Origin of the sequence: Nonomuraea rosea (assembly GCF_039539705.1) — a bacterium.
Classification (GTDB): Bacteria; Actinomycetota; Actinomycetes; order Streptosporangiales; family Streptosporangiaceae; genus Nonomuraea; species Nonomuraea rosea.
On sequence record NZ_BAABDQ010000031.1, the window covers coordinates 30731 to 52901 of the forward strand.

The 22171-nt window shown below is 71.3% G+C and carries 18 protein-coding genes; 11 read left to right on the forward strand and 7 right to left on the reverse strand.

Annotated features, from left to right (window positions below):
* Window positions 1–35: 35 nt before the first annotated feature.
* Window positions 36–728 carry a DUF4097 family beta strand repeat-containing protein gene (locus tag ABEA43_RS46800; RefSeq protein ID WP_345572549.1) on the reverse strand — a complete coding sequence of 231 codons (693 nt, stop codon included), beginning with the start codon at window positions 726–728 and terminating at the stop codon, window positions 36–38.
* 156 nt (window positions 729–884) lie between these two features.
* On the opposite strand from ABEA43_RS46800, the gene aceB reads away from it, so the two are divergent.
* From aceB to ABEA43_RS46825, 5 genes are read left to right on the forward strand one after another with little or no spacing between them, the layout of a single operon-like run.
* Window positions 885–2462, forward strand: a complete 1578-nt coding sequence (aceB, locus tag ABEA43_RS46805) for a malate synthase A (protein WP_345572550.1) — start codon at window positions 885–887, stop codon at window positions 2460–2462.
* A 3-nt stretch (window positions 2463–2465) separates the two neighbouring features.
* The gene (locus ABEA43_RS46810; RefSeq protein ID WP_345572551.1) at window positions 2466–3923 is read left to right on the forward strand and encodes an FAD-linked oxidase C-terminal domain-containing protein; all 1458 of its coding nucleotides are present in this window, start codon (window positions 2466–2468) and stop codon (window positions 3921–3923) included.
* Entirely contained in the window at window positions 3923–5128 is a 1206-nt protein-coding gene (locus ABEA43_RS46815) for an FAD-binding oxidoreductase (protein ID WP_345572552.1), read from the forward strand. Before ABEA43_RS46810 ends, ABEA43_RS46815 begins: the two co-directional genes overlap by 1 nt.
* A 1-nt stretch (window position 5129) precedes the next feature.
* Entirely contained in the window at window positions 5130–6332 is a 1203-nt protein-coding gene (locus ABEA43_RS46820; RefSeq protein ID WP_345572553.1) for a (Fe-S)-binding protein, read from the forward strand.
* Window positions 6329–7084, forward strand: a complete 756-nt coding sequence (locus ABEA43_RS46825) for an IclR family transcriptional regulator (protein WP_345572554.1) — start codon at window positions 6329–6331, stop codon at window positions 7082–7084. The genes ABEA43_RS46820 and ABEA43_RS46825 overlap by 4 nt, the downstream gene beginning before the upstream one ends.
* Here ABEA43_RS46825 and ABEA43_RS46830 read toward each other — a convergent pair.
* Entirely contained in the window at window positions 7056–7799 is a 744-nt protein-coding gene (locus ABEA43_RS46830; protein ID WP_345572555.1) for a VOC family protein, read from the reverse strand. The two genes, ABEA43_RS46825 and ABEA43_RS46830, sit on opposite strands and share 29 nt — an antisense overlap.
* A gap of 45 nt (window positions 7800–7844) precedes the next feature.
* Here ABEA43_RS46830 and ABEA43_RS46835 point away from each other — a divergent pair, with 45 nt between their 5' ends.
* The 3 genes from ABEA43_RS46835 (at window position 7845) to ABEA43_RS46845 (ending at window position 10779) form a co-directional block, all read left to right on the forward strand.
* Entirely contained in the window at window positions 7845–8585 is a 741-nt protein-coding gene (locus tag ABEA43_RS46835) for an IclR family transcriptional regulator (RefSeq protein ID WP_345572556.1), read from the forward strand.
* Between the two features lie 3 nt (window positions 8586–8588).
* Window positions 8589–8801: a DUF2277 domain-containing protein gene (locus ABEA43_RS46840; protein WP_345572557.1), complete on the forward strand. Its 213-nt coding sequence runs from the start codon at window positions 8589–8591 to the stop codon at window positions 8799–8801.
* Between the two features lie 64 nt (window positions 8802–8865).
* Complete coding sequence (locus ABEA43_RS46845) at window positions 8866–10779, forward strand: zinc metalloprotease (RefSeq protein ID WP_345572558.1); 1914 nt, start codon at window positions 8866–8868, stop codon at window positions 10777–10779.
* Here the strand turns inward: ABEA43_RS46845 and ABEA43_RS46850 are convergent.
* Window positions 10774–11196 carry a hypothetical protein gene (locus ABEA43_RS46850; RefSeq protein WP_345572559.1) on the reverse strand — a complete coding sequence of 141 codons (423 nt, stop codon included), beginning with the start codon at window positions 11194–11196 and terminating at the stop codon, window positions 10774–10776. The two genes, ABEA43_RS46845 and ABEA43_RS46850, sit on opposite strands and share 6 nt — an antisense overlap.
* A 93-nt stretch (window positions 11197–11289) precedes the next feature.
* Between ABEA43_RS46850 and ABEA43_RS46855 the strand changes: the two genes are divergently transcribed.
* Complete coding sequence (locus tag ABEA43_RS46855; protein WP_345572560.1) at window positions 11290–11967, forward strand: response regulator transcription factor; 678 nt, start codon at window positions 11290–11292, stop codon at window positions 11965–11967.
* A gap of 49 nt (window positions 11968–12016) precedes the next feature.
* A complete protein-coding gene (locus ABEA43_RS46860) occupies window positions 12017–13276 on the forward strand; it encodes a sensor histidine kinase (RefSeq protein ID WP_345572561.1) in 1260 nt (419 codons plus the stop codon).
* A 45-nt stretch (window positions 13277–13321) separates the two neighbouring features.
* Here ABEA43_RS46860 and ABEA43_RS46865 read toward each other — a convergent pair whose 3' ends face one another.
* Window positions 13322–13714: a hypothetical protein gene (locus tag ABEA43_RS46865; protein ID WP_345572562.1), complete on the reverse strand. Its 393-nt coding sequence runs from the start codon at window positions 13712–13714 to the stop codon at window positions 13322–13324.
* Window positions 13715–13721: 7 nt separating this feature from the next.
* Window positions 13722–19835: a deaminase gene (locus ABEA43_RS46870; RefSeq protein WP_345572563.1), complete on the reverse strand. Its 6114-nt coding sequence runs from the start codon at window positions 19833–19835 to the stop codon at window positions 13722–13724.
* A gap of 439 nt (window positions 19836–20274) precedes the next feature.
* Between ABEA43_RS46870 and ABEA43_RS46875 the strand changes: the two genes are divergently transcribed.
* A complete protein-coding gene (locus ABEA43_RS46875; protein WP_345572564.1) occupies window positions 20275–20607 on the forward strand; it encodes a PepSY domain-containing protein in 333 nt (110 codons plus the stop codon).
* A gap of 64 nt (window positions 20608–20671) precedes the next feature.
* Here the strand turns inward: ABEA43_RS46875 and ABEA43_RS46880 are convergent, their stop codons facing one another.
* Entirely contained in the window at window positions 20672–21451 is a 780-nt protein-coding gene (locus ABEA43_RS46880; protein WP_345572565.1) for an endonuclease/exonuclease/phosphatase family protein, read from the reverse strand.
* Window positions 21452–21491: 40 nt separating this feature from the next.
* Window positions 21492–22160: an HNH endonuclease family protein gene (locus ABEA43_RS46885; RefSeq protein WP_345572566.1), complete on the reverse strand. Its 669-nt coding sequence runs from the start codon at window positions 22158–22160 to the stop codon at window positions 21492–21494.
* Between the last annotated feature and the right edge of the window lie 11 nt (window positions 22161–22171).

Below are 22171 nucleotides of genomic sequence, written 5' to 3' on the forward strand. Positions count from 1 at the left end.
GATGGTGGCACGACAGCCGCGGCGCAATCACCTGGTTATCCAGGCAGCACGGCGATGTCCCCAGAACCCGAGGTCAGCGAGATCTTGTTGGGCGAAGATTTGTCGGTCTTTACGGATACTGCCACGTCTCCGGAGCCCACTTCGGTTTTCACGTCATACGCACCGTCGGGGACGTTGAGCGCGATATCTCCTGAGCCGACCTTCAGCTCGGCGCTCTCCGGGACGGCCGTGTACTGCAACTGGATGTTCCCCGAGCCCGCCTCCACGAACACCTTCTTGCCCGCGAGGCCCGTGGCGCCCAGGTCGCCGGAGCCGACGTGCGCGTCGATCGGCCCGGTCAGGCTCCTGAGCGTGATGTCGCCCGAGCCGCTGTCCAGGTCGACGGGGAGCCCCTTGGGGATCTCGATCTTGTAGTCGACCCCGCAGCTGCCCCAGCTCGACGCGCAGTCGTAGGTGACGAACAGCGCGCCGCCCTCGACCTTGTGCTGCGGCGTGGGCTTCTCGTCGCCGCGCCAGTGGAGGGTCTCGACGACCCTGATGGCGTTGCCGTCGGTCTCGGTGACCACGGCGTCGCCGGCGTTGCTCTTGAGCTGGAGCTTCGTGACCTTGTCCGTCACCTGGTAGGAGACGGTGTCCTGGTTGTTGGGGCCGCCGATGCTCGCGAGCCCGCATCCCGTCAGCAGCAGGGCGGAGGCCAGTAGCCCGCCCGCGATCACCATCGTCTTCATGCTCGGAATCCTTTCGTGGCATGGCACCGCCCCGCATCGGGGAAACCCCGGGGACACGCCCCGGGGGAACCCCGCCTTTGACCCGGGAAGGGCGAGAGGAGTAATTTCGCTTCCACAATCCAGAACTCATTTTCCGCACAGTGGAAAGAAGGTCCCATGGAGATCACCGGCCCGATGCTCGACCGGTTCGACGAGATCCTCACGCCGGAGGCGCTCGCGTTCGTGGCGGCTCTCCAGCGGGAGTTCGGCGCCCGGCGGCTGGAGTTGCTGGAGGCCCGTCAGGCGCGTCAGGCCGAGCTGTCGGCGGGCGGCAGCCTCGACTTCCTGGCCGAGACCAAGGGGGTCAGGGAGGGCGACTGGAAGGTCGCGCCCCCGGCGCCCGGCCTGGAGGACCGCCGCGTCGAGATCACCGGCCCGGTCGACAAGAAGATGACCATCAACGCGCTCAACTCGGGCGCGAAGGTGTGGCTGGCGGACTTCGAGGACGCCAACTCGCCGCTCTGGGAAAACTGCGTGAGCGGCCACCTCAACCTGCGTGACGCGCTCGACCGCACGATCGACTTCGAGTCCGGCGGCAAGGCGTACGCGCTGAAGCCCGACGGCGAGCTGGCCACGGTCGTGGTCCGGCCGCGCGGGTGGCACCTGGACGAGAAGCACGCCGAGGTGGACGGCCGGCCGGTGTCGGGGTCGCTGTTCGACTTCGCGCTCTACTTCTTCCACTGCGCGCAGCGGCAGATCGACAAGGGCAAGGGCCCGTACTTCTACCTGCCCAAGATCGAGTCGCATCTGGAGGCGCGGCTCTGGAACGACGTGTTCACCAGGGCGCAGGAACTGCTCGGCGTCCCGCACGGCACGATCAGGGCGACCGTGCTCATCGAGACCTACCCGGCGGCGTTCGAGATGGAGGAGATCCTCTACGAGCTGCGCGACCACTCGGCCGGGCTCAACGCGGGCCGCTGGGACTACCTGTTCAGCGTGATCAAGAAGTTCCGCACCAGGGGGCGCGAGTTCCTGCTGCCCGAGCGGAACGCGGTGACGATGACCGCGCCGTTCATGCGCGCGTACACCGAGCTGCTGGTGCGGACGTGCCACAAGCGCGGGGCGCACGCCATCGGCGGGATGGCGGCGTTCATCCCGTCGCGGCGCGACGCCGAGGTGAACGCCGTGGCGCTGGAGAAGGTCAGGGCGGACAAGACGCGCGAGTCCGGCGACGGGTTCGACGGGTCCTGGGTGGCGCACCCCGACCTGGTGCCGATCTGCCGCGAGGTGTTCGACGGGGTGCTGGGGTCGCGGCCCAACCAGCTCGACCGGCTGCGTGAGGACGTCAGCGTGAGCGCCGCCGAGCTGCTGGCCGTCTCCGAGACGCCCGGGGAGATCACCGAGACCGGGCTGCGCAACAACGTGGACGTGGCGCTGCGCTACCTGGCCGCCTGGATGGGCGGGCTGGGCGCGGTGGCGATCCACAACCTCATGGAGGACGCCGCCACGGCCGAGATCTCGCGCTCGCAGATCTGGCAGTGGATCCACAACGACATCACGCTCGCCGACACCGGCGCTCAGGTGACGAAGGAGCTCGTCGAGCAGATCATCACGGAGGAGCTCGACAAGATCGCGGCGGGGCCCGGCTACGACGAGAAGCTGTTCGCGCAGGCGACCGCGCTGTTCAAGGAGGTCGCGCTGGACGACGACTTCGCCGACTTCCTGACCCTGCCCGCCTATGCTCAAATGCCGTAGGACATGCAAAAAGGGGGATCGGTGCTGGAAACGCTGACGGCGGCCCTGCGCTCGCTGCTGCCCCATGACTCGGTGATCGCCGACCCTGTGCGCCTGCGCACGTACGAGTGCGACGGGCTCACCTACCACCGGGCGACCCCCGGCGTGGTCGTGCTGCCCGGCACGGCCGAGCAGGTCGCCCGCGTGGTACGCCTCTGCAACGACTTCGGCGTGCCCTTCGTGGCCAGGGGCTCGGGCACCGGCCTGTCGGGGGGCGCGCTCCCCCGCGAGGACGGCGTCCTCATCGTCACCTCCAAGATGCGCGGGATCCTGGAGATCGACCTGCCCAACCGCAGAGCCGTCGTCGAGCCCGGCGTGACGAACCTGGCGATCACCGAGGCCGTCCGCGACCAGGGCTACTACTACGCCCCCGACCCCTCCAGCCAGCAGGTCTGCTCCATCGGCGGCAACGTGGCGGAGAACTCCGGCGGCGCCCACTGCCTCAAGTACGGCTTCACCGTCAACCACGTCGAAGCCTGCGAGATCGTCACCCCCGACGGCGACCTGGTCACGCTCGACCGGATGGACCCGGGCTACGACCTGCTGGGCGCGTTCATCGGCTCGGAGGGCACGCTGGGCATCGCCACCAAGATCACGGTACGCCTGTGCCGCGCGCCCGAGGCCGTCACCACGGTGCTGGCCGCGTTCGAGAGCATCGAGCAGGGCGGGCAGGCGGTCTCGGCGATCATCGGGGCGGGCATCGTGCCCGCCGCCATCGAGATGATGGACGCGCTGGCCATCGAGGCGGCCGAGGCGGCGGTGGCCTGCTCCTACCCCGCGGGCGCCGGCGCTGTGCTGATCGTGGAGCTGGACGGGCCGGCCGCCGAGGTGGAGCGGCAGTTCGCGCAGCTCAGGGAGATCTGCTCGGCGGCGTTCGAGCTGCGGGTGGCGGCCGATGCGGCCGAACGGGCGGCGATCTGGAAGGGCCGCAAGTCGGCGTTCGCGGCCGTCGGGCGCATCAGCCCGGCCTACATCGTGCAGGACGGCGTGGTCCCGCGCACCTCGCTGCCCGGCGTGCTTGCCGCCATCGACCGGCTCTCGAAGGAGCACGGGATCAGGGTGGCCAACGTCTTCCACGCGGGGGACGGCAACCTGCATCCGCTGGTGCTGTTCGACGACGCGGAGCCGGGGGCGGGAGAGCGGGCCGAGGTGGTGTCCGGCGCGATCCTGGATCTGTGCATCGAGCACGGCGGCTCGATCACGGGCGAGCACGGCGTCGGGGTGGATAAATCGCGCTATATGACGAGGATGTTCAGCGAAGACGACCTGGACACCATGCAACTCGTCCGATGCGCGTTCGACCCCCAGGGGCTGGCGAACCCGGGCAAGGTGTTCCCCACGCCGCGGCTGTGCGGCGAGGTGCCGGGAGTGCGCAAGGGCGTGCACCCCCTCGTCGAGTCCGGGAAGGCGGAACAGCTCTGATGCAGGCCCAGGAAGAAGCGGCGCTGGCCGGAACCGGGGTGACGGTCAGGCCGGCGGACGACGACGACGCCGTCAGCGGCGTGCGTCCCCGCTGGGTGGCGCTGCCCGAGTCGGTCGGTGAGGTCGCGGCCGTGCTGCGGGCCTGCGCGGAGCACGACCTGGCGGTGGTGCCCGCGGGCGGCGGCACGAAGCTGCACTGGGGCCGCCCGCCCGAGCGCTGCGACGTGCTGCTCGACATGTGCTGCATGAACGAGGTGCTCGAACACGCCGCGGGCGACCTCGTCGTGCGCGCGCAGGCCGGGGTGACGATGGACGCCCTGGCCGCCGTGCTCGCGGACAAAGGCCAGGAGCTGGCGCTCGACGTGCCGTTCAGCGAGGGCACGACCGTCGGCGGCACGCTGGCCGCCGCGCTTCCCGGCCCGCGCTCCTTCCGGTACGGCACCGCCCGCGACCTGCTCATCGGCATCACCGTCGTGCTCGCCGACGGCACCGTCGCCAAGTCGGGCGGCAAGGTGGTCAAGAACGTCGCGGGCTACGACCTGGGCAAGCTCTTCACCGGCTCGTACGGCACGCTCGGCGTCATCGCGGAGGCCACGTTCCGCCTGCATCCGCTGCCCCCCGGGCGCCGCTGGGTCACGGCGGAGATCGATCGCGCCGCGCTGCCCCCGGTCGCGGCGGCGCTGGCCGCCTCGCAGGCGGAGCCGAGCGCGGTCGAGGTGGACCGGCCGGAGCCGGACGGCCCGCTCGGCCTGGCCGTGCTGGTCGAGGGGACGGCGGCCGAGTCGCGCGCGCAGGCCCTGCGCGACCTGATCGGCGCCGGAACAGTGACCGATGAGCGGCCTTCATGGTGGGGGCTGATCCTGAACGACGACGTGCTGGTGGAGGTGCGTTTCCCGCCCTCGGGCACGGGGGCCGTGCTGGACGCGGCCGCCGGGGCGGGCCTGGCGCTGCGCGGCTCACCGGTCTACGGCCGGGTGCTGCTGGAGTCGTGGACCGCGGTCGGGGAGCACGAGCTGGCCACCGCGGTGTCCGGGCTGCGCACGAAGGTCGAAGCCGTCGGCGGGCGGGTGAGCGTGCTGTCCTCGCCGTACGAGAGCGTCGACCGGTGGGGGCAGGTGAGCGGGCTGCCGTTGATGCGGCGGGTCAAGGAACGGTTCGACCCCGGGCGCAGGATGTCTCCCGGACGGTTCTTGGGAGGCATCTGACGTGGACCCGAAGCTGATCAACGACTGCGTGCACTGTGGCTTCTGCCTGCCGACCTGCCCGACGTACGCGCTGTGGGGCGAGGAGATGGACTCACCGCGCGGCCGGATCCACCTCATGCAGCAGCACGTCGAGGGCACGCCGGTCACGCCGGAGATGGCCGGGCACTTCGACGCGTGCCTGGGCTGCATGGCGTGCGTCACGGCCTGTCCGTCCGGCGTCCAGTACGACCGGCTGATCGAGCTGACCAGGGTGGAGGTCGAGCGCGAGCACGTGCGCGAGCCGCGGGAGCGCGCCGTGCGCGGGATCGTGTTCAACCTCTTCCCCTACCCGCGCAGGCTGCGGCTGCTGCGGCCGACGATGTGGCTGGCCGCGCGGATGGCGCCGTTCCTCGGCCGGGTGCATCCGAGTCTCGGCGCGATGGCCGCGCTGGCGCCGCGCGTGGAGCACCGGCAGCGGATGCCGCGCGTCATCAGGGCCAGGGGCGAGCGCAGGGCCGTGGTCGGGATGCTCACGGGATGTGTGCAGGGAGAGTTCTTCCCGCAGGTCAACGCGGCCACCGCGCGGGTGCTCGCGATGGAGGGCTGCGACGTGGTGATCCCGCGCGACCAGGGCTGCTGCGGGGCGCTCAGCGTCCACTCCGGGCGCGCCGATCAGGCCAGGCGGCTGGCCAGGCGCACGGTCAAGGCGTTCACCAGGGCCGGGGTGGACACCGTCGTGGTGAACGCGGCCGGCTGCGGGTCGTCCATGAAGGAGTACGGGGAGCTGCTGGGGAGCGAGCCCGGGTTCAGGGTGATGGACCTGTCGGAATATCTGGCCGAGCTGGGGCCCGTGGCCAAGCGGCACCCGCTGCCCCTGACCGTCGCCTATCACGACGCCTGCCACCTGGCCCACGCCCAGGGCATCCGCGCCCAGCCGCGCGAGCTGCTGAGCGGCATCCCCGGGCTGGAGCTGCGGGAGATCCCCGAGTCGGCGATCTGCTGCGGGTCGGCGGGCACGTACAACATCTTCCAGCCGGAGGCCGCTCGCGACCTCGGCGACAGGAAGGCCAAGGCGGTCGGCACCACGGGGGCGGAGCTGCTGGTGTCGGCCAACCCCGGCTGCACCATGCAGATCGCCACGGCCATGCGGCGCGCGGGCGCGGAGATCAGGGTGGCCCACACGGCGGAAGTGCTCGACGCCTCGCTGCGCGGGGTCGCTCTGTGAGCGTCCAGTCGGTCGAGCGGGCGCTCGACGTGCTGGAAGCCCTCGCCGAGCACGGTGGCGAGGCGGGCCTGTCGGAGATCGCCGCCAGGACCGGGCTGCCGTACGGGACCATTCACCGGCTGCTGCAGACCCTGCTCGCGCGCGGCTACGTGCGCCAGGAATCCGACCGCCGCTACGCGCTGGGCGGCGGCCTCGTCCGCCTGGGCGGCATCGCCGAGAGCATGGTCGGCGTGTGGGCGCAGCCGTACCTGACCAAGATGGTCGAGCTGTCCGGCGAGACCGCGAACCTGGCCGTGCTCGAAGGCGACTTCGTCGTCTACGTGGCGCAGGTGCCCTCGCCGCGCAGGCTGCGCATGTTCGCCGAGGTGGGCAGGCGGGTGCTGCCGCACAGCACGGCCGTGGGCAAGGTGCTGCTGGCCGGGCGGCCGGCCACCGACGCGGTCGCCGTCTTCGAGCGGACCGGCATGCCGCGCCGCACCCCGAACACGTTCACCGACCTGACCTCCATGCGCGCCGAGCTGGACCTCGTCAGGGCCCGCGGCTATGCCATGGACCTCGGTGAGGAGGAGCTGGGCGTGCACTGCCTGGCCGTGCCCGTGTGGGACGGCGGCCGGGTGGTGGCGGCGATGTCGGTGTCGGGGCCCGCCGAGCGGATCGACGCGCTGGACCGCGACGACCTCGCGGAGGGCATGCGGAAGATCGCCCTCGACTTCGGCGCCGAGCTCAGCCCCGTAGCGGCTGACGCAGACTGAAGAAACCACCGCCGCCCGCGTGGTGGATGACCGCGATGCGGCCGAGAGGCGAGTCGAACGGCGGCACCGGCACCTGCGCCCCCAGCTCGACGGCCGTCGCGGCGGCCGCGTCGAGATCGGCCACGTCGAAGTAGACCATCCAGTGCGGCGGCACGCCCGTCCAGAGTTCGTTCATCTGCAGCCGCCCGCAGACCGGCTCGCCGCCCGACTTGTAGACGGCGTAGTCGATGCCGCCCGGCACCTGCTCCTGCTCGTACGGGAACAGCGAGGCGTAGAAGGCGTCGGCCGCCTCGCCGTCGGGGACGTTGGCCTCCGCCCAGCTCATCGCCCCTGGTTCGGCCACCACCCCCGCTCCGGCGAACTCCGGCGTCGCCTGATAGAGGGCGAACGTCGCGCCTGAGGGGTCGCTGGCCAGCGCATAGCCCGCGGCCGGCCCCTCGATCAGCTTGCCGCCCGCCGCGTCGAGCTTGGCGACGGCCGAGGTCAGGTCGGAGGTCGCGAGGTAGACCGTCCAGGCGGCCGGGTCGCCGGCCCGCGGATCAGGGGTGATCGCGGCGACGGGACGGCCGCCGAGGCGGCACATCGTCCATCCGCCCTGCGCATGGCACTCCCACCCCAGCAAATCGGCGTAGAAGCGCTCGGCGGCGACGGCGTCCGTGGTGAGGAGCTGCGCCCAGCAGGGCGCGCCGTCGGGAAAACCGGTTCTCTCTGCCATGGTCCGAGCCTGTCACATCGCTAGGACAAAGTACGCTGTTGCGCTATGGGCAACAGCACGACCGTGCAGTCGGTCGACCGGGCCATCGCGATCCTCGAGATCCTGGCCCGCGAGGGCGCCACGAGGGTCACGGACCTGGCGGTGGAGCTCGACGTGCACAAGTCCACCGCGTTCCGGCTGCTGGCGGCGCTGGAGCAGGGCGGGCTGGTGGAGCAGAGCGGCGATCGCGGGCGCTACCGGCTGGGGTTCGGCGTCGTACGGCTGGCCGGCGCGGCCACGGCCCAGCTCGACCTGTCGCGCGAGAGCAGACCTGTGTGCCTGCGCCTGGCGGAGGCGGTGGGCGAGACCGTCAACATCGCGGTGCCGCAGGACGGCGACACGGTCAACATCAGCCAGGTGCGCGGCCCCGCCGCGATCAGCGGCCACAACTGGGTCGGCCAGCGCACCCCCTCGCACGCCACGTCGAGCGGGAAGGTGCTGCTGGCCTTCGGCGCCCTGCGCCTGCCCCCCGAGCTGGAGCGCTACACGCCGCGGACGATCACGTCGGAGCCTGGGCTGGAGCTCGGCGCGATCAGGGAGCGCGGCTGGGCCGGCACCGTGGAGGAGCTGGAGGTGGGGCTGAACGCGGTGGCCGCGCCGATCAGGGGCGGCGACGGCTCGGTGGTGGCCGCGGTCAGCGTCTCGGGGCCCTCCTACCGGCTGACGCCGCCCCGGCTGCCCGAGGTGGGCGAGTTGCTCGTCGAGGGCGCGCGGGAGATAAGTCAGCGAATCGGCTATTACCGTTAGGGCATGTGCAGAAGCATCAAGACGCTGCGTCCACCGTTCACCGAGAGCGTGACCGAGGAGGACGTGCGCGCGGCCGCGTTGCAGTACGTCAGGAAGATCTCCGGGTTCCGCGCGCCCGCCGCGCACAACGCCGAGGCGTTCGACCGGGCCGTCGAGGCCGTCACCAAGGCCTCTGAGGAGCTGCTGGGGGCGTTGCAAGTTCGCGGAGGTCGTTGACAGGGTCTTCCTGCGGGGGAAGTGTTCCCGGGTATAACCCCAGCGATTCCCCCAGGGAGCTCCCATGATCAGCGGGCTGTACCAGGGACAGGACGGCGACTCGCGGCTGGCGCTCCGGCTCGACGTCGACGGCGCCAGGCCCACCGGGCGGGTGAGCGGCGACCTGTTCACCGTGGCGGGCGCGACGACCTCCTACGCGGGCTCGTTCGTGGTCAACGCCCCCTCCGTGCGGGCCGAGGGCGGCGAGGCGCGGATCAGCGGGCGCGGGAGCTTCACGTTCGAGACCGCGGACAAGGACGTGAGCATCGCCGTCTCCGAGGGGACGGCCGCGGCGGAGGTCGCGGGGCGGACGTATCGGGTGGCCTTCGCCTCGCCGTTCTTCCGCAGCGTGCTGCTGGAGCAGGACTCCGTGACGGGGACCGTGCCGTTCGTGTCGTACGCGACGGGCTCGCTGCCGGGGCCGGCCGGCGCTCCCGCGCGGGAGCTGAACGTGAGCTCGGCGTACGCGGAGGCGGGCATCGAGCTGACCGTCGCGGAGCCGGGGGTGATCCCCGTGGACGGGTCGGGCGCGGACCTGGCGTGGGACGACGCCGAGCTGCACCACGCGATGACGCAGCAGTTCGCCTCGTTCGGCGACGCGCCGGCCTGGCGGCTGTGGCTGCTGGTGGCCAGCAAGCACGTGGGCGGCTACCGGGGGATCATGTTCGACTACAACGACGCGCACCAGCGGCAGGGGTCCGCGGTGTTCTACGACGCGATCAGGGGCGACACGCCGCAGGCGCACCGGGCGCAGTTACGCACGTACGTGCACGAGCTCGGGCACGCCTTCAACCTGCTGCACTCCTGGCAGAAGAACCTCGCCAGCCCGCCCCAGCCCCTCGGCCCCGACGGCGGCTTCGGCGACCTGTCGTGGATGAACTACGTACAGAACTACCGCCCTGGCGGCGAGCCCGGTTACTGGGCGGCGTTCCCGTTCCACTTCACCGACCCCGAGCTGGTGCACCTGCGGCACGGCTTCTTCCGCGAGGTGACCATGGGCGCGAACGCGTTCGGCACCGGGGCCGCCGAGATCGCACCCTTCGAGCAGCCCGTCGAGGACCTGTCGGGCCTGCGGCTCGAACTACGCGCCAAGGAGTCGTTCGAGCTGGGCGAGCCCGTCGTGATCGAGTTCAAGCTGTCGTACGCCGGCGAGCCCCGCACGACGCACGGCCACCTGCATCCGGACACGGAGTTCACCCAGGTGTCGATCACGCAGCCGGGCGGCAGGACCGTGCTGTACCGGCCGATGATGCGGCACTGCGTGGACTCCTCGCCGCAGATCCGCCTGGACACCGGCAACCCGGCCATGTACCGCAGCGCGTACATCGGGCACGGCCGCGACGGCCACTACTTCCAGCAGCCCGGCGAATACCAGGTGCGCGCCCAGTACATCGCGGCCGACGGCTCCCGCATCGTCTCCCCCGCCTGCCTGGTCAAGGTGCGTCTGCCGGTCAGCCGCGACGACCACCAGGTGGCCGAGCTCATGCTGGGCGAGGAGCAGGGCAAGCTGTTCTCGCTGCAGGGCTCCGACTCCCCCGCGCTGCGCTCGGGGAACCAGGCGCTGGACGAGGTGATCGACAGGTACGGCACGCACCCGCTGGCCGTCTACGCCCGCCTGGTCAAGGGGCTGAACGCCGAGCGGGAGTTCAAGGCGCTGACGGCGGGCAAGCGGCTGCGCGTACGCCCGCCGGACCCCAAACAGGGCATCGAGCAGCTCACCCACGTCGCCAACGACGCCACCCTCGACAACATCACCCTCAACCTGGTGATGCGCCGCCTGGCCAGGGCCGAAGCCCGGCAGGGCGACCTGGGACGGGCGAACGCGGTCATGGACCGGATGGTCGCGGTCTTCCAGGCCAAGGGGGTGAACCCCATCATCATGGGGCAGATCCGGCAACAGGCCGAGCTGACCAAGTCCGCGCTGAGCGCCGAGCTATGACTCCGTGCGCATGACGGGCCGGCCGCCCGAGCAGGTGATCTTGAGCTCGAGCTCGTCGCCCTCGTGCGGCTCGAACTCGACCTTGGCCTCGACGGCGGGGCCCGGCTCGACGTCGTCCACTGAGTAGTCCTGGGCCGGGCTCCACGAGCGCAGCGTGACCAGGTCTCCGTCGCAGGAGGCGATCACCGTCCCGCCCGCGCTGCGGATCAGCTTGCCCTGCGCCGCCTGCGACGGCGCGGCACCGGGCGTGGCCGCCGCCCGCGTGGTGGCGGTGGCCAGGGCCGAGCGCACCTCGCCCTGGCTGAGCACGTGGCTGCTGGTGCCGGTGAGGCCGTTTCCGAGGAGGCCGAGCACCGCCACGGCCGTGCCGGTGGCGGCGACGGCGGTGGCGGCCCAGGCGGCTACGAGTCTCTTCATCGCCCCCAGCTTCCCCCCTGTACGGCTAATGCCAGGTTAAGGCGACGCTAAGGCTGCTCAAGGCATGGCCAGGGAGCGTCTACGTTTCTTGATATGGCTGACATCCTGCTCATCGAGGACGACGTGGCGATCCGCACCGCGCTCAGCCGCGGGCTGCGGGAGCTCGGCCATGCCGTCTCCTCCTCCCCGACGGCGCTGGACGGGCTGCGGCTGGCCGTGCAGGACCGGCCCGACCTGATCGTGCTCGATCTCGGGCTGCCCGACCTCGACGGGGTGGAGCTGCTGCGGATGCTGCGCGCGGTCAGCCGGGTGCCGGTCATCGTGGCGACCGCCCGCGACGGCGACGCCGAGATGGTGCCGGTGCTGGACGCGGGGGCCGACGACTACGTGGTCAAGCCGTACAGCGCGGCGCAGCTCGACGCGCGGGTGCGGGCCGTGCTGCGGCGGGCGGGCGAATCCACGCCCGAGCCGCTGGCGGTCGGGACGCTGAGAGTGGACCCGCGGGCGCGCACGGCCACGCTCGACGGGGCGGCGCTGGATCTGACGCCGCGCGAGTTCGACGTGCTGCACTATCTCGCGGCGCGGCCCGGCGAGGTGGTCACCAAGCGGGAGCTGCTGACCGAGGTGTGGCAGCTCCCGTACGGCGGCGCGGACAAGACCGTGGACGTGCACCTGTCGTGGCTGCGCAGGAAGCTGGGCGAGACGGCCTCGGAGCCCCGGTTCCTGCACACCGTGCGCGGCGTCGGCGTCAAGCTGGTCGAGCCGTCATGAGCGGCGCGACCGGCGACGCGGGGGGCGCGGGGGGCGCGGGGGGCGCGTCATGAGGCGGTGGCTGGCGTTGCTCGTCGCGGCGACGACGTCCCTCGTCCTGATCGCGCTGCTGGTGCCGATGGCGCTGCTGATCCGCGCCGTGGCCGAGAACGGCGCGATGAGCCGGGCCACCGCCGCCGCCGAGTCCGTGGCGGTCGCGGTGGGCACGCCCGACCTGGAGCTGGCCGTGGAGCAGCAGGCGCGGCCCGTGACGGTGTTCCTGCCCGGCGGGAGCTCGGTGGGCGTGTCGGCCGCGCGTTCCGACGCGGTACGCCTGGCCGCGACGGGCCGCAGCGTCACCGCCTCGGCCCCGGGCGGCAGGGAGGTGCTCGTCTCCGCGCAGTCGCCGGAGGGCACGGCCGTGATCAGGGTGTTCGTGCCGGACGCGGAGCTGATGCGGGGCGTGCGCGAGGCGTGGCTGGCGCTGCTGCTGCTCGGGCTCGCCCTGGTGGTGCTGGGGATCGTGCTGGCCGACCGGCTGGCGCTGGCCGTGACGCGGCCGGTGGACGGGCTCGCGCGGGTCTCGCACCGGCTGGCCGGAGGGGATCTGAGCGCCCGGGCGGAGCCTGGCGGGCCTCCCGAGGTGCGCTCGGTGGCGCTGGCGCTCAACCAGCTCGCCGGGCGGATCGACGACCTGCTGGTGGCCGAGCGGGAGTCGGTGGCGGACCTCTCACACCGGCTCCGTACGCCGCTGACGGGCCTCAGGCTGGACGCGGAGTCGCTGCGGGACCCCGAGGAGGCGGCACGGCTGCAGACCCGGGTGGACGCGCTTGAGCGGGCCGTGAGCGCGGTCATCACCGAGGCCCGGCGGCGCTCGGCGGGCCGCGGGTCGTGCGACGCGGTGGCGGTGGTGCGCGAGCGGGTCCGGTTCTGGTCGGTGCTGGCCGAGGACCAGGGGCGGGAGGTGGCGATCTCCCTGCCGGCCGCGCCGCTGCCGGTCGCGGTGGGGGCCGAGGAGCTGGCCGCCTGCGTGGACGCGCTGCTCGGCAACGTCTTCGCGCACACTCCCGAAGGGGCGGCGATGTCCGTACGGCTCGCGCCGCGTTCCGAGGGGGCGCTGCTGGCGGTCGAGGACTCGGGGCCCGGCTTCGAGCCCGCGCTGCTGGAGCGGGGGAACAGCGCGGGCGGCTCGACCGGGCTCGGCCTCGACATCGCCCGGCGTACCGCGGAGTCGTGCGGCGGCCGCCTGACCGTCTCCCGGCCGGCGGGCGGCGGCGCGCTCGTGGAGGTGACCCTGACCGCCCCGGCGGCTGGGCCCGAACAGGCTTGAGCGGGCGACGGCCCGGGGAGCCGCCGCTCCCCGGGCCGTCACGTGCTATTCGGCGGACCAGGCCGGTCCGAGCCCGCCGGGGAAACCGGCGAGGAAGTCGGCGACCGCGGCCACGGCCGCGTCCCCGGTGACGAGGTCGGACCGCTCGAAGTCCCCGAGCTGCCCGCCGCACACCAGTTTGACCTGCCCGCCGCCGGCGTCGGACCCCCTGAGCTGCAGGATCGCGCCGTCCGCCGACTCGCCGGTGACCAGGAAGAGCTCCGGGCCGCCCGCGACGGAGACGTACCTGAACGGCTCGTCGTCCGTCACGGACACCTCCGTGAACCGCAGGCCGTCGAGGCGGCCGATCGATGCGGCGATGCGCTCCATGCCGGGATCGTCCACCTCCCAGTCGTCGGTCTTCGAGCCGGTCCTGTCGTCTCCAGCCAGCTTGATCACAGCGCGCCTACCCCAGCCGTATGGGAATCGATGGTCTTCGTGTCGCATTGATGGTGAAGATCCCGGAGGGCGTGTGCACGAGCAATTCCTCGACGCCCAGCCCGCGCATCAGCGATCCGACTCCGCCCGTCGCGCCACACGATCGGCAGAAGTCGCGATCGACGTGCAGGACCGCCACCTTGCCCTTCGCTCCAGCGTTCTTCGCCTGCTGGAAGACGTCCGCCTCGGCGTGGGTCTTGGTCTGCGCGTTGACGCGGATGTCGATGTTCCGGCCGTGCGCGTTCCTGCCGAAGAAGACCTGGCCGTCTATCTTAAGCCGGGCCGCGGTGAAGACGTCGTCCGCGCTGCCCGCGGACGGCATCCCCTGACGGGCCCGGTACGCGCGCAGCTCACCCCATCCGCAGTTGTGGACGAGGACGGGCGTCGCCTCGGCGACCACGTAGTACGTGTGCAGGTCGGCGATCGTGAAGTTGTGCACCCGTTCCTGGGCGGTCCACTTCTGGATCGCCTTGACCTGGACGAACGTCCCCGCGCTGGTGCGCAGCCACATTCCGGGCGCGAGATCCCCGGCGTCGAGCCACGCGTGCGCCGACTCGACCCAGAACGGGTGCCCATCCGTGGCCACCAGGTGGCCGCCGGACTCCAGGGAGACCTTGACGAGGTGCTTCTCACCCTCACCGAGGATCTGCCGCACGACGGGCTTGGCGGCCGTCTCCCCCGTCTCCGGGTCGGTCGCGACGACCTCCTCGCCGAGCCGTACGTCCTCGATCGGCCTGGACGTGCCGTCCGCCATCAGGACGAGGGTGCCGGCGGCGAAGCTGTTGCGGGTGGGGCAGGCGTCGCCCGCCTCGACCTTCGGCTTGGCCGACGGCTGCTGCGTCTTGGTCTTCGCCTTGGCCTTGGCCGCCAGGGCCTTCGCCCGCTCGGCCGCCTCCGCCGCCAGCTTCTTGGCCTGGGCCTCGGCCGCCGCCTTGGCCGCCGCCGCCTTCTCCGCGGCTGCCTTGGCCGCCTTGGCGGCCGCCGCCTTGGCCGCCTCCGCCGCGCGTTCCGCGCCGCGCAGGATGGCCTTGGCCCACTTCAGCTCCTGGAAGAAGGCGATGACCGCCTTGCCGGCCTTCCAGATGGCCCCGATGATCTTCGGCGCCTTGAAGATCTTGCCCCACGGCAGTGAGCCGACGACGGCGGAGATGCAGGCGCCGAGGTCGCCCTGGAGGCAGTTGATGATGTCGTTGACGCCCAGGATCTCCATCAGGATCTGGCCGCCGGCCTCCAGGATCACGTCCAGGATGCTCTTGTTCTGCATCTGCTGGGCCTTGGCCACGTCCTCGGGGCTCGGGCCCGGCTCGGCCTCCTGACCCGGTGCCGTCTCGCCGCCGCCGGTGGCCCCGGCGTCGGGCATCTCGCCCGTGGGGTCGGTGAAGACGAGCGGGTTGTTGGCCGCGTAGGTGTAGGCGGAGGTCGCACCCGCGCTGATGGGCATCGGGTCGGTGCTGGTGAACCGGCCCGTGCCCGGGTTGTAGTTGCGTTCACGCAGGTAGTAGTTGCCCTCACCGGTGGTGTCGTCCTGGTAGGCGCCGGTGAAGCGCAGCGGGTTCGACGGCGCCGCCTCCGCTCCCGTCTCCGCCTGCGGGGTCTTCCCGGCGGGCGCGGTGAGCGTGGTGCCGGTACGCGGGTTGCCGAACGGGTCGTAGTCGTAGCCCGCCTCGACCTGGCCGGTCGGTGAGAGCATGTTGGCCACGCCGCCGAGCCAGTCGTGCGTGTAGATGTGCGCGCCGTCGCCGAGGATCATGGCGAGCGGCTCGTCGTCGGGGCCGTAGCCGAAGATCCGCTTGTCCAGCGTGGCGCCGGAGGCGTCGGTGGCCGTGTCGAGGGCGATCTGCGGCAGCGTGCCGTTGGTGTCCCAGCTCCACCGCTGCGTGCCGCCGGGGCCGGCGGCGCTCAGCCGCAGCCCGGTGGCGTCGTAGGTGAAGGACGTGGCCTTGCCGTTCACGTTCGCCGTGGCGAGGCTGCTGTCGAGGTTGTAGGTGAACCTGTCCGCCCCGGCGCGGATCTGGTTGCCGTTGACGTCGTAGGCGAAGTCCTTCGAGGTGAGACCGCCCGGCTTGACCACGGTCTCGCGCTGGAGCTGGTCGGCGGCGTCGTAGAGGTAGGTGGTGAGGTCGTTGCCCGCCGTGCCGGTCCGCTTCTGGCTGAGGCGGTTGCCCATCAGGTCGTAGCTGTAGTCGATGCGCCCGGTCATCTCGCTGCCGTACGCGCAGCTCGTGGCCGAGTAGCAGGCCGAGGTCACCCGGTTGACGTCGTCGTAGTCGTAGGCGACCGACTCGGTGCGCTCGCCCCTGGTGGTGACGACCTTGGTCGGGTTGCCGACCCGGTCCAGCGTCAGGTCGTACGCCGACACCGGGGCCGCGTCACCGGCCGCGGTGCGCACGCCGGTCAGCCGGCCCGCCTCGTCGTACGCGCGCTTCTCGGTCAGCCCGCCCGTCGGCAGCGTGGTGCTCGTACGCCGGCCCGCCGGGTCGTAGCCGAACCGCCATTCGGTCTCCCCCACGGTGTGCGAGGTGACCCGGCTGTCGTCGTCGTAGCCGATGCCGACCTTCGTGCCGTCGGGGTAGACGCGTGAGGTGATGTTGCCGCGCTCGTCGTAGCCGTAGGTGAACTTCTCCTCCGCCTGCCCGGCCGTCTTGCGGACGACGTTCTCGATCTGGTCCTCGTCGTCGTACTTCACCTCGCGCACGCCGGTCGGGTCGCCGTAGGCGGTGGTGCGGTCCTTGGCGTCGTAGGCGAAGGTGTAGACCGGGCCCTGCGAGCCGAGCGTGGTCCTGGTGCGCCGGCTGAGGATGTCGTACGCGCTGGTGACCGTGCGCTTGGCGCGCTCCTCCGGCGTCAGCCACTCGGGGCCGTTGATCGCGATCGCCGTCAGCGGGTTGCTCTCCGCGTCATAGGCGATCTCCACCCGGCGGGCCAGCGGGTCGGACCTGGTGACCAGGCGTCCCGCGTCGTCGTACGCCATCCGCGTGTGGCGGCCCATCGGGTCGCGGACCGACTCCAGCATCCCGTCCGCCGCGTAGTTGTAGACGGTGGAGCGGGCGGTGGGATCGAGCGGGTTGTACGGAGTGTCCGGCGTGTGCACCGTCGCCAGCAGGTCGTCCTCGCGGAACGACTGGTGGGTGGTCCGGCCGAGCGGATCGGTGACGGCCGAGACCCGGTTGCTCACGTCGTAGGTGATCTTCGTGGTGCTGCCCAGCGGGTCGATCGACTTGACCTGGTTCCCGGCCTGGTCGTACTCGTAGCGGGTGGTGAACTTGTCGGGGTCCGCGCCCTCGGCGTTGCCGCGCGGGTCGGTGACCTTGCTCAGCAGGCCGTCGTCGTCGTAGGCCCAGGTGGTGATGCCGCCGGTGGCGCTGGTCTCCTTGATCCGGTTGCCGGCCTCGTCGTACTCGGTCTTGGTGGTCTTGCCGCCCGAGTCGGTGATCTCGGTCTGGCGGCCGGCCTTGTCGTAGGCCGCGCGCGTCTCCCTGCCGAGGTTGTCCGTGGTGGCCCTGAGCCGGCCCGCGGCGTCGTGCGTGAACGAGGACTGCTTGCCGAGCTCGTCCGTCTTGGCGGTGGTGCGGTCGAGCGGGTCCACCTTGACGTCGCGATCGACGTGCCCGCCGCCCGGGTACGGGTGCCGCACGCGGACCAGGTTGTCGTTCGCGTCGTAGAAGTAGGTGGTGGTGTAGTCGGCCTTGTTCGCGCCCGGCTCGTTGCCGAGCGGCGAGACGACGCTCTTGAGCAGGCCCTTGCCGTCATAGGCGTAGGAGGTGACGATCGGCGCGCGGGTCCGCAGCAGCTCCTGCGAGGTCGCCTGGCGGCCCGCCTCCGTGTAGGTGTAGGCGCTGGTACGCCGCTCGTCGTCGACCGTCTTCAGCAGGCCGTTGGCGAAGTAGGCGTAGGTCGTCGTCTGGCCGGTGGGCGTCTGCTTGCGGATGAGCCGGCCGGTCTCGTCGTAGCCGCTGCGCCAGGCCCCGAACTTGCCCGGCTCCAGCGTGCTGAGCAGCCGGTCCTGGGCGTCGTAGCCGTACCTGGTCGTGTAGGCGGCGCGGTTGCCGCCCTGCACGGTGCCGCGCGGGTCGATCGTGGCGATCTCGCGGCCCGTGAGGTCGTACACCGACTCGGCCCGCCGTCCGAGCGGGGACACCGTCGCCTTGAGCAGGCCGGCGTTCAGGCCGCCCGGCGGGAAGTGCTCGAAGCGGGTGACCTTGCCGCGCTGGTCCTTGGTCGCGATCAGCAGGCCGCGGGCGTCGTACTCGTAGGTGACGTCGTGGTTCTCGGGGTCCACGCTGCGTACGAGCTCGTTGAACTCGTTGTAGGTGTCCTTCCACACCTGGCCGTTGGCGTCGGTGTGCTCGGTCGGGTTGTTGTTCGCGTCGAACGCGACCTTCTCCGAGTACCCCAGCGGCCGCGGCGCCCTGGCCTCGATCCGGTTGCCGTTGGCGTCGAACGTGGCCTCGTGCTGGTGCTGGTTGCCGTTGACCACCAGGTCCCTGTTGAGCGCACGGTCGTAGCGGTGGTTGTCGGAGTCGCCGGTGCCGCGCTGGGAGTAGACCAGGGTGTTGCCGCGGTAACCGTCCCAGATGACCACGCCGTCGGGGTCGGTGGTGGTGGCCTCCTGCTTGGCGGCGTCCCACGCGAACGTGGTCTGCTTTCCGAGACCGTCCTTCTGCGCGGCCATCCGGCCGTCGGCGGCGTAGGTGTTGAAGATGGCCGCCACCCGGTGCGGGTCGATCACCTGGGCCAGCAGCCCGTTGGCGTGGTAGGCGTACTTCCACGGGAAGCCGCGTGCGTCCAGCGCGGACGTCAGCAGGCCGCCGGTGTAGAAGTAGTTCACGTTGCGGCCGTCGGGCAGGCTGATCTCGCGGATCAGGCCGCCTTCGACGCGCACCCTGACGATCCGGCCCGAGGCGTCGGTGATCTTGACGCCGGGGCTCTCGTAGGCGAGCGTGACGCCGACGTCGCGGGCGTTGCGGACGGCGGTCAGCCGGCCCTGCGCGTCGAAGACGTAGCGCACCTGCCTGGGCGTGGCGAGCACCCAGCCGCCGTCGGTCTTGCGCAGCGTGCTGCGCACGCCGGGCGGGCGCTGGTACGCGCCGCCGTCCTGCGCGGTGTACCTGGCCTGCGCGCCGTCCTCGGCCCGCACGGTCGCGACGCCGTCCTGCTCGCTGACCCGCATGTCGTACGACCACGCCCACCCCGGCCCCAGCGGGCTCGGCCCCCGGTTCATGGACGAGTACGTCCGCGCGGTGACGAACTGCGGCCCGAACGAGGTCATCGCGAAGTCCTGCTCGGTACGCACGTACGCGCCGGTGCCGGTGTTGACCCCGAGCGCCCGCTGAGCCTGCCCGGCCGACGTCAGCGCCAGCGCGTTGCCGCACCCGCACCCGGCCGCCTGCTCATCGGGCACCGGCGGCGGGTCGATCGTCTCCCGCGGCGCGGCCAGGTCCGAGGGCCCGGACGCGACCTCCCTGTCGTCGTAGACCGCCGCGGCGGTGACGAAGTACTCCTTGCCCGTCTCCAGCACCCAGCCGTCCGCGGTGCCGAAGGAGCGGCAGTAGTCCCCCGCGCCGCCGCAGGTCAGCGTGGTCTTGTCGAGCTCGGCCCGGGGCACGAGCACCGACGCCTGCTCGGTGGGCGAGTCCTTCTCGTACAGCCGCACCCTGGCGCCCGACCACGACGGATCCACCTGGCCCGCGCCGAAGTACAGCACCAGCGAGGTGTCGCCGAGCACGAACCCGGGCCGCAGCGACAGCGCGCTGAACCCGTCCTCGACGGCGGCGGGCGCGGCGGCCGGGCGGCCGGTGGAGCCGATGGCGGCGGCGGTGGCCGCGGCGGCCTGCCTGGCCAGCGGCGACCATTGCCGGTCCGCGACCTTGGCCGGCTTGCCCTCGGCCTTGGTGCCCGGCGGCACCACCGGCGGACGTTTATCGGGGCTGAGCGCCGCGTCCGGGCGGACCCCCGCGGGCATCGGCCGGGCCGCGGGCGCGCCGCCCTGCGTGACCTTCGGGACCGGTGGATCGGCTTGGGCGGCGGCCACGTCGATGGGCGCCAGGAACGACGCCGCTAACGTGGAGACCAGTAACAGCACCCTAATTCGGGCACGTCTGAATCGACTCTTGGCGGGCATTGCTCGAACCTCCCCCGTGGAGGGACAGAAAGCTAAAATGGCCGACTTTCCGAGTACAAATTCGAAGGAAAGCAGCTGGCAACGATCACGACAAGGAGGTTTCGCGTGCGTGACACTCCGTGCGCGACCAGGGACAGAGCTCGGCCGGCTGCGGGGACGGCGGGCTTCAACTGCTGAGATGCTTTCTTGTACCGTTCCAGCGAATGACCACGGCGCCGTTTCCCGAATTCGGCGCTCCGGCGCCGCCGAAATCACCCTGATCAGCCAAGACAGCCGCTGACCTTATTGGGCCCCATAGCACGGTGTTATGGAAAAGCGATATGGCGGCCGGCTGTGCCATGGTGCTGCTGTTAACCGCGGCTTAGCGCGCGGTTATCGAAGATCGCGGTTTCGTGGAGTCATGCAGATCACGAAGAAGTTCATCGTCGTCGGTGCCGGGGTCGTCGCGCTGGTCGCGGGCGGTGGCGCCGCCTTTGCCGCCACTTCCTCCTCGGCCGCCCCCGCCCCCAAGGTCACGGCCGAGCAGGCCATCCAGACCGCGCAGAAGCAGGTGCCGGGCGCCTGGGTCGACGAGCTCGACCACGACAGCCGCGGCAAGCAGGCGGACACGTGGGAGCTCGAGCTCGTCAAGGGCGCGGAGCGCCACGAAGTGGACGTGGACGCGGCCACCGGCAAGGTCACCAAGCACGAGACGGAGCAGGCCGACAACGACGACGACGGCAGCGACGACTGACCCATCACGCGAAAGACGCCGGCCCGCCACACGGCGGGCCGGCGTCCTCATGTCTGGACGGGGTTCAGCGGGTCATGCGCATGACGATCGGGCGGTGGTCGGAGGCGGTGGTCGAGAGCACGGAGCCGCTCGTCGTGGTGATGCCCTTGGTGTAGACGTAGTCGATGCGGGCGTTGCCGAGCGTGGGCATGTTCGCGTACTTGGCGCCGGTGTCGGCCCAGCCCGCGCTCACGAACTGCTTCGACAGCGCGTCCGTGGGCGGGGCGTTGAAGTCGCCGGTGAGGATCAGCCCGGTCCTCGATCCGAAGTAGGCGCGCACCTTGTCGGCCTGCGCCTCGCGGCGGGCCACCGAGGTCGCCGACAGCCCGGGCGACAGGTGCGTGCTGAACACCGTGACCGCCGAGCCGCCGCCCAGGTCGAGCTTGACGCCGGCCATCGAGCGGTTGACGGGGCAGGTGGCGAAGTCGGAGAGCGGGATCGTCACCCGCTCGACGATCCTGAACTTGGACAGGATCGCGTTGCCCGCCTTGCCGGGCTGCGGGTCGTCGCACGGGCCCACGTCGTCGCCCACGCCGAAGTGGGCGTTGGCGGTGAGGTCCCAGCCGAGCTCAGCGGCCAGTTGCGCGACCTGGTCGGCGTCCGGCCTGCGATGGATCTCCTGAACCGTGACGATGTTCGCGCCGCTGCCGCGGATCACCGCGGCGATGGCCTTCATGTCGGCACCGTCACCATGGACGTTCCAGTCGAGGACGACCAGGCTCGTCGCCGCCTGTGCCGTGGCCGGAACCATGGTGGCGGCCACGGCAAGCATGGCCGCCGCGAGCACTTGCAAACCCCTTGTCATGATCCGGATCTTACGGACGTCGTGACCGGCCGTACAGAGATCAGCAACCGTCGAGAATGGTCTTCATCGCGTCCTTCTCGGCCGAGGTCACCCACACCTCGTACTTCGCCTTCACGTCGATCTGGCGGGCGATGTACGTGCACCTGTACGCCTTGCGCGGCGGGAGCCAGGTGGCGGCGTCGGAGTCGCTCTTCTGGCCGTTCAGCGGGCCGTCCACGGCCATCAGGTTCAGCGGGTCGTTGGCGAACTCCTTGCGCTTGGTCGCCGACCACTGCTGCGCGCCCTTCTGCCAGGCGTCCGACAGCGGGATCAGGTGATCGATCTGGACGGCCGTGCTGGTGTCCTGGCCGCGCTTGAAGTCGATCGTCTTGCCGCTGTACGGGTCCTTGAGCGTGCCGCTCAGCACGATGCAGTCATGGGTGCCCGACTTGAACTTCTCGTTGTCCAGATCGCGCTTGAGTATGTCGTTGCGGGTGTCGCAGCCGTTGTGGTCCACATCCGACCAAGCGGAACCGAACTCGTCGCGGTCGAAGCCGGTCTTGGGGGCACGGCCCTTGACGGAGAGCTTGGCCAGCTTCTTGCGGGCGTCCGACACCGAGGCCGAGTCCGCTTTTGAGGTCTTGGGGCCCGACGACTGCGCTTCGAGCCCTCCGCAACCGGCCAGCATCGCCATGGTGGCCAGACCGGCCATGAACGCCCGAACGCGCACGTGTACTCCCA

Excerpts from the sequence above, each read along its gene's own strand:
- ABEA43_RS46800 (WP_345572549.1), bottom strand. The coding sequence starts at position 728 with ATGAAGACGATGGTGATCGCGGGCGGGCTACTGGCCTCCGCCCTGCTG.
- aceB (WP_345572550.1), top strand. The coding sequence starts at position 885 with ATGGAGATCACCGGCCCGATGCTCGACCGGTTCGACGAGATCCTCACG.
- ABEA43_RS46810 (WP_345572551.1), top strand. The coding sequence starts at position 2,466 with ATGCAAAAAGGGGGATCGGTGCTGGAAACGCTGACGGCGGCCCTGCGC.
- ABEA43_RS46815 (WP_345572552.1), top strand. The coding sequence starts at position 3,923 with ATGCAGGCCCAGGAAGAAGCGGCGCTGGCCGGAACCGGGGTGACGGTC.
- ABEA43_RS46830 (WP_345572555.1), bottom strand. The coding sequence starts at position 7,799 with ATGGCAGAGAGAACCGGTTTTCCCGACGGCGCGCCCTGCTGGGCGCAG.
- ABEA43_RS46835 (WP_345572556.1), top strand. The coding sequence starts at position 7,845 with ATGGGCAACAGCACGACCGTGCAGTCGGTCGACCGGGCCATCGCGATC.
- ABEA43_RS46840 (WP_345572557.1), top strand. The coding sequence starts at position 8,589 with ATGTGCAGAAGCATCAAGACGCTGCGTCCACCGTTCACCGAGAGCGTG.
- ABEA43_RS46845 (WP_345572558.1), top strand. The coding sequence starts at position 8,866 with ATGATCAGCGGGCTGTACCAGGGACAGGACGGCGACTCGCGGCTGGCG.
- ABEA43_RS46850 (WP_345572559.1), bottom strand. The coding sequence starts at position 11,196 with ATGAAGAGACTCGTAGCCGCCTGGGCCGCCACCGCCGTCGCCGCCACC.
- ABEA43_RS46855 (WP_345572560.1), top strand. The coding sequence starts at position 11,290 with ATGGCTGACATCCTGCTCATCGAGGACGACGTGGCGATCCGCACCGCG.
- ABEA43_RS46860 (WP_345572561.1), top strand. The coding sequence starts at position 12,017 with ATGAGGCGGTGGCTGGCGTTGCTCGTCGCGGCGACGACGTCCCTCGTC.
- ABEA43_RS46875 (WP_345572564.1), top strand. The coding sequence starts at position 20,275 with ATGCAGATCACGAAGAAGTTCATCGTCGTCGGTGCCGGGGTCGTCGCG.
- ABEA43_RS46880 (WP_345572565.1), bottom strand. The coding sequence starts at position 21,451 with ATGACAAGGGGTTTGCAAGTGCTCGCGGCGGCCATGCTTGCCGTGGCC.